Source organism: Aquipuribacter sp. SD81 (assembly GCF_037153975.1).
Classification (GTDB): Bacteria; Actinomycetota; Actinomycetes; order Actinomycetales; family JBBAYJ01; genus Aquipuribacter.
Genome location: NZ_JBBAYJ010000014.1, coordinates 1 through 12788 on the forward strand (window position 1 = coordinate 1; position 12788 = coordinate 12788).

Here is a 12788-nt window from a genome sequence, read left to right on the forward strand (position 1 = left end):
GGGCTGGGCGGGTCGGGCGGGCCGGGCGGGTCGGGCGGGCTGGGCGGGTCGGGCGGGCTGGGCGGGCCGGGCGGGCCGGTGGCCGCCCGGCGCGGTCCCCCGTCGCCGCGCGACGGCCTGGCACCGGGGAAGGTGCGCCAGGACGTCGGCGGCGACGGGAGGCCGCGACGGGCGGACGTGCCCGGGACGGGTGCCCAGGAGGCCGGCGGCGCTCACAGGACACCCGGGACGATCTCGGTGGAGCGCTCGGAGAAGGCCTGCTCGCCCTGCTCCTGCAGCTGCTGCCAGGTCGCGGCGTCCCAGATCTCCAGGCGCCGTCCGACGCCGAGGACGGCGAGGTCGCGCGTCAGGCCCGCGTACTCCCGCAGCAGCGGCGCGACCGTGATGCGGCCCTGCTTGTCCGGCACCTCGTCCTGGGCGCCGGCGAGCAGCATGCGCGAGTAGTCGCGGGCGTCCTTGTTCGTGAGCGGCGCACCGGCGAGCTCGTCGACGAGCGACTCGAACGCCGAGCGCGCGAAGGCGAACACGCAGCGCTCCTGCCCGCGGGTCAGGACGATCCCGCTCTCGAAGGAGGGGCGCCACTTCGCCGGGAGGATCAGCCGGTTCTTGTCGTCGAGGCGCGGGGAGAACGTGCCGAGGAACATCGGCCCTCCTTCCCCGCGCCCTGGTGCCCACCACTGGACTCCACGTTACTCCACTTCGCTCCACTTCGTCGGTCGCACACTCCACCAACTTGAGAACCTGCTGCTCAGCGCCGCGCGGGCGCGCCGGTGCGCCGTCGTCACCCGACCGACGGCGCGACGCGCCCGCCACCGTGCCGGCACCGCGACGACCCGCTGACCTGCGCCGTCACCCTCCGGCGTCCGCCGGTGGGCCCGGGCGCCGGCTCCGGACGAGCGGTGGTGGAGCGGTGTGGAGCGCGGGGGTGCGCGGCGGCGGGGCCGGGCCGGGGCACGCCGTCCCGCCCGCGTCGCCGCCGTGCGACGATCGGGGCGGTACCGGACGACGGAGGGTCGATGACGACGGTGGAGGGGCAGGCACCGACCCTGGCGGAGGCCGCGGCGACAGCCGGGGCGGTCCGTCAGGCGGTGCGACGGGTGGTCGTGGGCAAGGACGACGTCGTCGACGTCGCGCTCGTCTGCCTGCTCGCCGAGGGGCACCTGCTGGTGGAGGACGTGCCCGGCGTCGGCAAGACGCTGCTGGCGAAGACCCTGGCGCGCAGCATCGACTGCTCGGTGCGGCGCATCCAGTTCACGCCCGACCTGCTCCCGAGCGACGTCACGGGCGTGAGCATCTGGAACCAGGAGCGCGCGGACTTCGAGTTCCGGCCTGGCGCCGTCTTCGCCAACGTCGTCATCGGCGACGAGATCAACCGCGCCTCCCCGAAGACGCAGTCGGCGCTGCTGGAGTCCATGGAGGAGCAGCAGGTCACGGTCGACGGGACCACGTACCCGCTGCCGCCGCCGTTCCTCGTCGTGGCGACGCAGAACCCCGTCGAGATGGACGGCACCTACCCGCTGCCGGAGGCCCAGCGCGACCGCTTCATGGCCCGGGTGTCGATGGGCTACCCGCGGGAGGCCGACGAGCTGCAGCTGCTCGACAGCCACGTCGGCGCCGACCCTCTGCTGGGGCTGCACCCGGTCGCCGACGCCGACGCGGTCCGCCGGGCCATCGGCGCGGTGCGCACCGTGCACGTCTCCGACGCCCTGCGCCGCTTCGTCCTCGACCTCGTCTCGGCGACCCGGCACCACCCGGACCTCCGGCTGGGGGCCTCGCCCCGCGCGGGCCTGCAGCTGGTGCGGGCGGGCCGGGCGCTCGCCGCGCTGCACGGGCGCGACCACGTGCTGCCCGACGACGTGCGCGCGCTGGCGGGCCCCGTGCTCGCCCACCGTCTCCTGCCGAGCGCCCGCGGCCGGTCGGGGCGCAAGGACCCGGTGGAGGTCGTGGCCGAGGTCGTCGCGCGGACGGCGGCGCCCGGGGCACGCGGCTAGGCGCGCCGGTCGTGCGGCTCACCGACCTGCGCAGCGCGTGGTCCGGGCTCACCGCCCGGGGCACGTCCTTCCTCACCGCCGGCGTCGTCGCGTTCGCGTGCGCGCTGCTGCTCGGGCAGTCCGACCTCGTCCGGGTCGCGGCCCTGCTGGCGGTGCTGCCGGTCGTCGTCGTCCTCGTCATGGCCGCCCAGCAGCTGCACCTCGCGGTGACCCGCGTCACCGACCCGCCGCGCGGCAGCGTCGGCGAGCACGTCGACGTGCACGTCGAGGTGGTGAACCGCGCGGGCCGGCGCACGCCGCTGCTCCTGCTGGAGGACACCCTGCCGGCCGGCCTCGTCGCCTCCACCCGCGTCGTGCTGCCGCCGCTGCGCCCGCGGGAGGCCGCGCGCGTCGCCTACCGGCTGCTCGCCGCGCGCCGCGGCCGCTACGCGGTGGGCCCCGCGCGGCTCGTGAGCGTCGAGCCGTTCGGGCTGGTCGAGCGGACGTGGGAGGCCACGAGCACCGACGAGCTGCTCGTGCGGCCCGTCGTCCACGAGCTCCCGGGCGTCCTGCCGGTGCGGCGCACCGGTCGCGGCGGCGACAGCGACCTCGGCGGGGCCGGGGTGGCCGGCGACGCCGACCTCAACGTCCGCGAGTACCGCCAGGGCGACGACCTGCGGCGCGTGCACTGGCCCACGACGGCGCGGCGCGGCGAGCTCATGGTCCGCCCGGACATGCACCCGCAGGACCACAACGCCGTCGTGGTCGTCGACACCCGCGCCGAGGCCCACCGCGGAGAGGGGGACGCGTCCTCGCTGGAGGACGTCGTGAGCGCCGCCGCGTCCCTCGCGGTGCACGCCTCGGACCTCGGCCAGCGGGTCGTCCTGCTCGGCGACGGGCAGGAGCCGCTGCTGTCGTCGCACGACAGCGCCCACCGCGACGCCGCCGACGACGACCCGGTCGAGGACGCGCTGGACCGTCTCGCCCTCGTGCGGGCCGGCGGCGCCGACCGGCTCGGCGACGCCGTGGAGCAGCTGCCGCGCTACGTGCCCTCGACCGTCGTCGCCGTGCTCGGCGAGGTCGGCCCGGAGGACGTCGAGAACCTCGCCGGCTCGTGCCGCGACGCGGTCCGGGCGGCCCTCGTGTGCGAGACGACGACGTGGGAGCAGCTGTCGCCCGGCCGGGCGCGCGGCCTGCGCGAGCGTCACGACGCCGCCGTCTCCCGGCTCGCCGACGCGGGCTGGCGGGTGGCGGTGTGGCGGGCCGGGGAGCCGCTGGCCGACGTGTGGGCCCGGCTGGAGGCCGGGGCCGGGGTGCACGCGTGAGCCGCGACGTCCGCGCGCCCCTCCTGGCCGGGCTCGCCACCGTCATGACGCTGCTCGTGCTCGCGCCGCTGCTGGCGGACCGGACGTGGCTGCAGCCCGTCGTGCTCGTCGTGGCCGCCGTCTCGCTGGCCGTCGCCGGCGTCGCGCTCGCGGAGCTGCCCCGCTGGCTCGGCTTCCCCGTCGGCGCGCTCGCGGGTGTCGTCGTGACGACGGCCCTGCTCGTGCCGGGCGAGGCGCTGCTCGGCGGCTTCGTGCCGACCCGCGACTCGGTGGAGGCGCTCGTCCTGCTGGCCGGGCGGGGGGTCGCGACGACGGAGCAGGTGGTGGCGCCCGCGCCCGTCGACGCCGGCATCGTCGCGCTCCTAACCGCGGCCGCGGCGGCGGTGGCGCTGGTCACGGTGACGATCGCCGGGCCGCTGCGCCGCCCGGGGGCGGCGGGCCTGCCGCTGCTGCTCGTGGTCTGCGTGGCGACGGCGCTGACGCCCCGGGGCATCGGGCTCGTCGGCTACCTCGCCGCCGCGGCGGGCTACCTCGCCATGACCCTGAGCGACGCCGACGGCCGGGTCCGCTCGTGGGGGCAGGTCCTCACCCGCCGCAGCGCGGGCGGGTCCGCCGTGCCCTCCGGCGTGGCCGAGCACCTCGTGCGGGCCGCGGCCGTGACCGCCGCGGTCGCCGTCGCGCTCGGCGCCCTCGTCCCGGTCGTCGTGCCGGGCGCGTCCACCGACCGGCTGCAGCGCCTCGTCGACGAGCGCTTCGGCGAGGGTGCCGGCGGGGCGCGGACGGTCAACCCGTTCCTCGACATCCGCGCCGACCTCGAAGCCCAGTCCGACACGGTCCTCATCCGCTACGCCACGACCGCGGAGGACCCGGACCCGCTGCGCATCGTGACCGCCGACGTGTTCGACGGGGCGCTGTGGGAGCCCTCCGGCGAGACCCCGCCCGCGGACCAGCAGGTCGGCGACGGGCTGCCCGCCCCGCCGGGGGCGAGCGCCGAGGTGCTCGGCGCGTCCCCGCTGGTGTCGACGTCGGTGTCGGTCGGCGGCCTCGCCCAGAGCTACCTGCCGCTGCCCTACCCCGCGGCCGAGGTCGACGTGGCCGGCGAGTGGCGCTACGACGCCCGGACGCTCAACGTCGTCTCGACCGAGCAGACGACGGAGGGCCTCTCGTACGGGGTCCGCCACTACGACGTCCGCCCGGACCCCGCGCAGCTGGCCGGGGCACCCGAGGGGGACGGCGAGGGGCTCGACCCGACGTGGACGGAGCTGCCGGACGGTGTGAGCGAGGTCGTCCTGCCCGTCGCCGAGCGCGTGACCGCGGACGCGGACGACCGCTACGGGCAGGCGCTCGCGCTGCAGCAGTGGTTCCGCAACTTCGGCGGCTTCACGTACTCCCTCGACGCGCCCAGCACGACGGACCGCGACGCCGTCGCCGCCTTCCTCGAGGACCGCCGGGGCTACTGCGTGCAGTTCGCCTCGACCATGGCGCTCATGGCCCGCTCGCTCGGCATCCCCGCCCGGCTCGGGGTCGGCTTCCTCCCCGGCGAGGAGACCGAGCCGGGGCAGTGGGAGGTCCGTGCGAACGACGCGCACGCCTGGCCCGAGCTGTACTTCGACGGCGTCGGGTGGGTGCGCTTCGAGCCCACCCCCGCCGGGCGCACCGGGGCGCCGCCGGAGTGGGCCGTCCCGCAGTCCGACCCCGCCGACGCCGCACCCGAGGACCGGCCGTCCGCGCCGTCGCAGCTGCCGGAGGAGCAGCGGCCCGAGCAGGACGTCGCCCAGGGCGGCGCGGGCGCCGGCACCGGGCTGCTGGACCGCGTCGCCGAGCTCGCGGGCGTGGTCGCCGGGTGGCTCGGTGGCCTCGCCGTCGTGCTCGTCGTGCTCGCCGTGCCGCGCGCATGGCGCTGGTGGCGCTCGCGTCGTCGCGCCCGCCTGGCCGGGGACGACGACGCCGAGCGCGCCGTCGCCGCGTGGACGGAGCTGCTGGAGCGCCTCGCCGACCTCGAGTCGCTGCCCCCGGGCACGACGGCCCGGACCCAGGCGCGGGCGCTGGCGGCGAGGGAGACCGGCGGTGGCCGCCCGCCCCTGCCGGAGCCGGCGGCCGCCGCGCTGTCGCGGCTGGTGGAGGCGTGGGAGCGGGCGCTGTACGCCGCGGAACCGGCGCCGTCCCGCGACCTCGACGACGACGTGGCGACGGTGCTGGCCGCGATCCGGGAGCGCCGGTCCTGGCGGCAGCGCGTCGTCGCGACGTGGTTCCCGGCGCCGTCGCCGGACCTGAGCGCGCCGGCCACGTCGACGCGGGACACCGGCGCGAGGGTCGGCGGGTCCCGCCGCGAAGGCCGGGCGGGTCGGGCGGACGGGGACGACCGACGGGTGACGGCGCCCCGGCGCTGACGCGGACCACGCGCCGGGCCGGGCCGGGAGACGGGCCACGAACCCGGGCCCCACGCCTGCAGTGCAGCCCTCACGGCGGTCGACGAGCCACGAACCCGGACCCCACGCCTGCAGTGCAGCCCTCACGGCGTCGAGGGGCCACGAACCTGGGCCTCACACCTGCAGTGCAGCCCTGGGGGCGGTCGCGGGCGGGGAGCAGGCCGCGCCGGCACACGCAGGCCGGCGGACGGGGTGGGTCAGGGGGTCAGAAGCCGCCCTCGGAGCGCCGCTCCCAGCGCTCCTCCATCCGCTGCACGAACGACGAGCGGCCCTTGCCCGGTGCGGCCTGGCGTTCGCGGCCGACCTTGGCACCCTTGCTGACCGAGCCCCCGCGGGCGGGTGCGGCCACGGCGAAGACGACGCCACCGAACATGATCACGAAACCGATGACGCTGAGCCACAGCAGCCCGCCGGCGGCGATGCCGACGATGACGAGCGTGAGGCCGACGACGACGGAGCCGAGCCCGACGAGCGCGCGCGACAGGCTCCCGACACCGCGTGCCCGCCCCGTCAGCGTCGTGGCGAACTTGGGGTCCTCGGCGTACAGCGCCTCCTCCATCTGGGCGAGGAGCTTCTGCTCGTGGTCGGAGAGCGGCACCGTCGACCTCCTGGCTCTCGTTGGTCGGGTCAAGGATAGACGCGCGTTCCGTCCCGCGACACCTCGCGGTACCTCCGGCCACGACCATCGTCCTGCTGTGGTCCTCACTGCTTTCCTCATCGGCACAACGTCCCCCGGACGTGAGGAGTGCCCGCCGGTCAGGTACCCCGCCCCGACGGCTCGTAACCGCGCCCGTCCGGGACCGGTTCGCCGCGCGAGCCGTCCGGCGCCGCGGTGAGGCCCACCCGTCGGCGGTCCACGAGCGTGCCCGGTCGGACCACCCCCGCCCCGAAGCGGCGGCTGAGCCGGTCGACGGCCTGCTCGGCGTCGCGCCACCCCTGCTCCGGCGCGCCCAGCTCGAGCTGGAGCGGGGCCTCGGCCGCGTCCTGCAGGCCCTCGAGCCGCACCCCCACGAGCCGGATCCGGGCGCGGTCGAGCCCGAGCCCGTCGAAGGCGGCGACGGCCGCGGCGTGCACGTCGCGGGACACGTCGGTCGGCGTCCGCAGCGTCCGCGAGCGCGTGATGGTCGTGAAGTCGGCGAAGCGCACCTTGAGCACGACCGTCCGGCCGACCTTGCCGTCGCCGCGCACGCGGGCGGCGACCTTCTCCGACAGCCGCAGGATCTCGCGGTGGACGATCCGCGGGTCGTCGACGTCGCGGGCGAAGGTCTCGTCGGCCCCGATGCTCTTGCCGGGTGTCTCCGGCACGACCCGTCGCGGGTCGCGGCCCCACGCGAGCTCGTGCAGGTGCGCACCCTGCGCCTGCCCGAGCGCACGCTCCAGCGTGCGCAGCGGCGTGTGGGCGAGGTCGGCGACGGTCCGCAGGCCCAGGCGCTCCAGCACCTCCTGGGTGCGCGGGCCGACCCCCCACAGGTCGCCGACCGGCAGGCTGTGGACGAACGGCACGGTGTCGGCGACGGGCACGACGAGCAGGCCGTCGGGCTTGGCGGCGGAGCTCGCGAGCTTGGCGACGAACTTCGTGCTCGCCACCCCGACGGAGCACGTGATGCCCTGCTCGTCGGCGATGCGGTCGCGTACCTGGCGGGCGATGGCGGTGGGGCTCCCGAGCCGGCGGAGCGCCCCGGCCACGTCGAGGAAGGCCTCGTCGAGGCTGAGCGGCTCCACGAGCGGGGTGACGGAGCGGAACACCTCCATGACGCCGCGGGACACCTCGGAGTACGTCTCGTGGTGCGGCTGCAGGACGACCGCCTGCGGGCACAGCCGCCGTGCGCGGGCCATCGGCATGGCGGCGTGGACGCCGCTGCGGCGGGCCTCGTACGTCGCCGACAGCACGACCCCGCGCGTGCCGCCGCCCACGATGACGGGCTGCCCGAGCAGGTCGGGCCGGCTGCGCAGCTCGACGGAGGCGTAGAAGGCGTCCATGTCGGCGTGCAGCACCGTGCAGCCGGCGTCGTCGCCGGACAGCCCCAGCTCGGCGGCGCGGCCGTCGGCGCGCCCGACCTGCCGGCGGCTCACGGGGCCTCAGCCGCCTGCGCGGACGGCGTGCCAGTGCAGGTGCGAGGCGACGCCGCGGAGGTCGGCGTGCCCGAGCGCGGCGGCCTCGAGCCGCTGCAGCGCCTCGCGCAGCCGCGGGTCCGGGTCGACGACGGCCTCGGGGACGAGGTCGGCGAGGACGGGGACACCGACGACGTCGACGACGGCCAGGCCCGCGTGACGGAGCAGGTCGGCGGTGGCGGCGGCGTCCAGGCGCCGCAGCAGCGGGTCGTCGGGACCGGCCCGGCCGTCGGGGTCGGTGAGGACCGCGAGCGCCTCCTCGACCCGGCCGGCGGCGGCCCGCAGCGCGACCGCACCGGAGCGCTGCGCGGTGAGCAGGCTGAGCGAGCCGCCGGGGCCCAGGACGCCCGCGACGTCGGCGAGGGTGGCGGCGGGGTCGTCGACGAGCTCGAGCACGTCGTGGCACAGCAGCACGTCGACCGGGCGCTCGAGCAGCCCGGCCAGCTGGCGGGCGTCGCCCTGGTGCCCGCGGACTCGCTCGGCGACGCCGGCCTCACGGGCCCGGCGGTCCAGCGCGGCCAGCGCGTCCGGGCTGGGGTCGACGACGACGACGTCGTGGCCGTGCTCGGCGAGGCGCACCGAGTACGTGCCGGCGCCGCCGCCGAGGTCGACGACGAGGGCGCGGCCCTCGTGCCCGCCGGTCTCGCGCTGCGCGCGGGCCAGGACCGGCTCGACGAGCGCGTCGACCGCCGCCGCCCGCAGCGCGGCGCGGGTGGAGCGCCGCTCGCGGCGCGGGGAGGCGGTGTCGGGCACGGCGCCAGCCTACGAGCCGGGACCGACGCCGTGGGGACGCTCGCGCTCACCGCCCGGAGCTCCCCTGGCTGGCGTGCCACAGCCGGCGCGGGGCCGAGCGGGAGCCGCCCTCCCCCGCCGTCCGGCCCGGCTGGTCGCCCCGCTCGGCCCGCTCGCGCTGCGCGCGCTCCCGCTGCGCCCGGGCCTCCTCCGCGAGCTTGCGCGGCTCGCGCCCGCTCACCCCGGCCGGCTTGATGTCGGCGTACGGGGACTGCACGAAGCCGCTCGCGTGCACGAGCACCCGCCGCCGGGTGCCGCCCATGCCGCCGGCGTTCTCGCCGCCGTCGGTGCGGCCCGGGCCGGTGCCGGACGGCAGCGAGGCCGTGCTCGCCATGGTCCCGACGGGCGGGCGGACGAGGACGGGCCGGCTCGAGCGGCTGGCCGCGGCGCCCGCGACGGCGCCGTCGAGCGCGGCCGCGTCGAGGTCGAAGCCGGCGGGGACCGTGTCGAGCAGCGCGTGGACGGCCTCGAGGCCGCCGTCCTTCCACGCCTGCCACAGCACCGGCAGCTCCCACGCCCCCGTCGCGCGCAGCGACACCCCGCGTGGGCCGGTCCGCCGCAGCACGCCGCGCACGAGCAGCAGCCACGAGTGGAACACCGTGGCGGCGTACGGGCCCTGCACGTCCTCGAAGAACGTCGCGTCGACCGCGCCGGTGGCGTCGTCGAGGGTGAGGAACACGACCCGGCGCCCCGAGCGGATCGGCGGGGTCTGGGTCGCGACCTTGACCCCGGCGACGAGCAGCTCGCTGCGGCTGCGCTGCCCCACGAGGTCGGGGCTGCGGGTGACGCCGAGCGCGCTGAGCAGCGGGGCGTAGAAGTCGAGGACGTGGCGGGAGGCGTCGAGGCCGAGCACGTCGAGCTCGGCGACGACGCGCTCCGCGCTCGTCATGTCGGGCAGGTCGGTGCCGACGGTCTCGTCGGGCGCGTCGCCGAGGTCGAGGGCGAGCTGCGCGGCGGGCGGCGCCTCCTGCTCGGCCATGTGCCCGGCCGTCGTGCCGGCCACCCGGCGGCCGGGGCGGGCGACGCCCCGCCCGCCCGCCCGTCCCGAGCGCGCGACCGACCGGCTCCAGCGGTCGAGCTCGGCGACCTGCAGGAGCAGGTCGCGCCGCGTGACCCGGCCGCGCCTGCGGGTGGGGACGGCGTAGCCCGCTCCCCCGGCCGGCCCCGGGCCGAGCACCCGGCCGGTGAGCCCGTACAGCTCGTCGAACGCGCCGGCCATGACGAGCCGCTCCGCGACGGGCCGCGAGACCCCCGCCCGGTGCCAGAAGTCCGCGAGCGAGCCGTAGGGCCGCCCGGCGACGATGCGCGCGACCTCGGCGTCGGAGATGCCCTTGACGTCGGCAAGCGACAGCCGGATGCCGTAGCCGCGGGCGTCGGGCAGGCCCGGGGTGCGGGGTGCCTCCCGGGGCGGGGCGCCGAGCACGCCCGGTGGCGGCTCGTCCCAGGGGGCGACCTTCTCCACCCGGTACGTGCCGTCGGAGGCGTTGACGTCGAGGCCGAGCACCGCGATGCCGAGCTGGCGGGCGTCGTCGAGCACGAGCCGCTTGGGGTACATGCCGGGGTCGTGGGTGAGCACCCCGGAGAGGAAGGCGGCCGGGTGGTGCCGCTTGAGCCACGCCGACTGGTACGTGGGCAGCGCGAACGCGGCGGCGTGGGCCTTGCAGAACCCGAACGAGGCGAACGCCTTGAGCACCTCCCAGAACCGGGAGACGGTCTCGGGGCTGTAGCCGCGGCGCACGGCCGTGGGCACGTACCACTGCTGGACGGCGGCCTGGCCGTCGGTGGAGCCCATGGAGCGGCGCACCTCGTCGGCCTCCGCGAGGGTGCAGCCGGTCGTGACGGCGACGATGCGGATGACCTGCTCGTGGAACACGACGACGCCGTAGGTCTCGGCGAGCACGGGCTCGAGGTCGGGGTGGAGGTACTCGGGCGCGTTCCAGCCCTGCCGGGCCCGCAGGAACGGCGTCACCATGTCGGACTTGACCGGGCCGGGGCGGAACAGGGAGATGTCGGTGGTGACGTCCTCGAAGCGGTCGGGGGCGAACTTGCCGACGAGCTCGCGCTGCCCGGGCGACTCGATCTGGAAGCAGCCGAGGGTGCGGGTCGAGCGGATGAGGGCGTACGTGTCGTCGTCGTCCAGCGGCACCTGCGACCGGTCGTCGAGGTCGACGTGCTCCCCGTCGACGCGGGCGACCTCCGCGACGGCGTGGGCCATGGCCGACTGCATGCGGATGCCGAGCACGTCGAGCTTGAGCAGCCCCACCTCCTCGACGTCGTCCTTGTCGAGCTGGGTCATGGGGTAGCCCTCGTAGCTGGGCTCGACCGGCGTGCGGTCGAGCAGCCCGCCGTCGGACAGGATCACCCCGCACGGGTGGAGGGCGACGTGGCGCGGCAGGCCGTCGACCGCCTCGACGAGGTCGAAGAAGGCGTCGAGGTCGCCGGAGCCGAGACCGGAGGCGCGCAGCTCGGGCAGCTCCTCGATGGCCCGGCGGGCGTCGCGCGCGCGGATGTGCGGGAACGACGTCGCGATGGCGTCGACCTCGGTGGGCGGCATGCCGAGCGCGGCGCCCACGTCGCGCACGGCGTGGCGCACCCGGTAGGTGTCCATCATCGACACGCACGTGACCCGGTCGCCGCCGAAGCGCGCGAGGACCGCGTCGTACACCTCCTTGCGCCGCGCGGACTCCACGTCGACGTCGACGTCGGGCAGGGTCGCGCGCAGCGGCGACAGGAACCGCTCCATGAGCAGGCCGTGGCGGACGGGGTCGACCCCGGAGATCCCGAGCACGTGGCACACGAGGCTGCCCGCGCCCGACCCGCGCGCCGCGACCCGGACGCCGAGGCCGCGGGTGAGGTCGCACACCTCCGCGACGGTGAGGAAGTACCCGGCGAAGCCGAGCCGCGCGACGACGTCGAGCTCGTCGGCGAGGCGCGCGGCGATGTCGGCGGGGCCCGCGTGGCCGGTCGGCGTGGGCACGCCGCGCCCGCCGTAGACCCGGTCCAGGCCCTCGCGGCAGCGTGCGGCGAGGACGGCCTGCAGGTCGGTGCCCGCGTCGTGGCCGAGCACCTCGGCCTCCGGCAGGTGGACCGAGCCGACGGACAGGTCGGCGGCGGGGTCGAGGCGGCAGCGGTCGGCGAGCGCGGCGGTGGTGGCGAGCAGGCGGGCGGCGATCCGGCCGGTGTCCTCGTCGCGGCTGCCGGGCAGCCCGGCGGCGAGGCCGGCGACCTCGCGGGCGCGGGCGGCCATGTCGGCGCCGTCGGCGAGGTGCCCTGCGCTCGTCGTCCGGTCGAGGTGGCGGGGGTCCAGGCGCACGAGGCGGCGGGCGGCGTCGAGCACGTCGACGGTGAGCCCGTCGCCGACGTCGACGTGGCGGACGGCGTTGGTGAGGACGGCGGGCACGCCCGCGGCGTCGGCGACGGCGAGCATGCGGGCGGCGAGCCCGACGCTGCCGGGGGTGTCGCGGGGGCCGCGGTGGTGGACGACCTCGACGAACAGGCTCCCGGCGGGCAGCCGGTCCGCCCAGCGGCGCAGCAGCCGCACCGCGAGGTCGTCGCGGCGGGCGAGCACGGCGCGGCCGACCTCGGAGTGCGGGCCGAGCAGCACCGCGAGCGCGGGGGCGCCGGTGCGCGGGTCGCGCGCGTGGGAGACGAGGAGGTCCTCGGTGGCCACGGGCCGCCCCCGCTCGCCGCGGGCGTGGGTCGCGGACACGAGCCGGCACACCCGCGCCCACCCGGCCCCGGCCGGCAGCCCGGCACGCCGGTCCGCGCCGAGGGCGAGGACGGTCGCGCGCGGGTGGCGGGGGTCGACCTGCGCCCCGCCGCGGGCGGGGGTGCGGCGGGCACGGGCCGCGACGGCCGCCGACGGGTCGGCCCACGCCGGCAGCCCCGCGAGCGCCCCGGACGGCTCGAGGGCGAGGTCGGTGCCGAGCAGCGGGTCGATGCCCGCGTCGGCGCACGCGGTGGCGAACTTCACCGCGCCGTAGCAGCCGTCGCGGTCGGTGAGGGCGAGCGCGTCCATGCCGTGCTCGACCGCGCGCGCCACGAGCGCCGCCGGGGTTGAGGCGCCGTGGCGCAGCGAGTACCCGGAGGCGACGTGGAGGTGGGTGAACGGCACGGTGGGGCTCCGGAGGTGGTGGCGAGCGGGTGGTGGTGAGCGGACC

The 12788-nt window shown here is 77.5% G+C and carries 8 protein-coding genes; 3 read left to right on the top strand and 5 right to left on the bottom strand.

What is annotated here, in order from left to right; all coding sequences use genetic code 11:
- Nucleotides 1-212: 212 nt before the first annotated feature.
- The gene (gene mraZ / locus WAA21_RS09915) at nt 213-644 is read right to left on the bottom strand and encodes a division/cell wall cluster transcriptional repressor MraZ (RefSeq protein WP_336922630.1); all 432 of its coding nucleotides are present in this window, start codon (nt 642-644) and stop codon (nt 213-215) included.
- Nucleotides 645-1016: 372 nt separating this feature from the next.
- Between mraZ and WAA21_RS09920 the strand changes: the two genes are divergently transcribed.
- Genes WAA21_RS09920 through WAA21_RS09930 form a run of 3 tightly spaced genes read left to right on the top strand, consistent with a single transcriptional unit; the run spans nt 1017 to nt 5685 of the window.
- Nucleotides 1017-1991 (top strand): AAA family ATPase, encoded by a 975-nt coding sequence (locus WAA21_RS09920; RefSeq protein ID WP_336922631.1) that lies wholly within the window; start codon nt 1017-1019, stop codon nt 1989-1991.
- Nucleotides 1992-2002: 11 nt separating this feature from the next.
- Nucleotides 2003-3295 carry a DUF58 domain-containing protein gene (locus tag WAA21_RS09925; RefSeq protein ID WP_336922632.1) on the top strand — a complete coding sequence of 431 codons (1293 nt, stop codon included), beginning with the start codon at nt 2003-2005 and terminating at the stop codon, nt 3293-3295.
- Nucleotides 3292-5685, top strand: a complete 2394-nt coding sequence (locus WAA21_RS09930) for a transglutaminase family protein (RefSeq protein WP_336922633.1) — start codon at nt 3292-3294, stop codon at nt 5683-5685. Before WAA21_RS09925 ends, WAA21_RS09930 begins: the two co-directional genes overlap by 4 nt.
- 244 nt (nt 5686-5929) lie before the next feature.
- Here the strand turns inward: WAA21_RS09930 and WAA21_RS09935 are convergent, their stop codons facing one another.
- The 4 genes from WAA21_RS09935 to WAA21_RS09950 all read right to left on the bottom strand — a co-directional run bounded on the left by WAA21_RS09935 (nt 5930) and on the right by WAA21_RS09950 (nt 12742).
- Nucleotides 5930-6322, bottom strand: coding sequence for a DUF3040 domain-containing protein (locus WAA21_RS09935; protein ID WP_336922634.1), 393 nt, complete (start codon nt 6320-6322; stop codon nt 5930-5932).
- 158 nt (nt 6323-6480) lie between these two features.
- Nucleotides 6481-7797: a DNA polymerase IV gene (dinB, locus tag WAA21_RS09940; protein ID WP_336922635.1), complete on the bottom strand. Its 1317-nt coding sequence runs from the start codon at nt 7795-7797 to the stop codon at nt 6481-6483.
- Between the two features lie 6 nt (nt 7798-7803).
- Nucleotides 7804-8589, bottom strand: coding sequence for a class I SAM-dependent methyltransferase (locus tag WAA21_RS09945; protein ID WP_336922636.1), 786 nt, complete (start codon nt 8587-8589; stop codon nt 7804-7806).
- Nucleotides 8590-8635: 46 nt separating this feature from the next.
- Nucleotides 8636-12742 (bottom strand): DNA polymerase III subunit alpha, encoded by a 4107-nt coding sequence (locus WAA21_RS09950; protein WP_336922637.1) that lies wholly within the window; start codon nt 12740-12742, stop codon nt 8636-8638.
- Between the last annotated feature and the right edge of the window lie 46 nt (nt 12743-12788).

Excerpts from the sequence above, each read along its gene's own strand:
- mraZ (WP_336922630.1), bottom strand. The coding sequence starts at position 644 with ATGTTCCTCGGCACGTTCTCCCCGCGCCTCGACGACAAGAACCGGCTG.
- WAA21_RS09920 (WP_336922631.1), top strand. The coding sequence starts at position 1,017 with ATGACGACGGTGGAGGGGCAGGCACCGACCCTGGCGGAGGCCGCGGCG.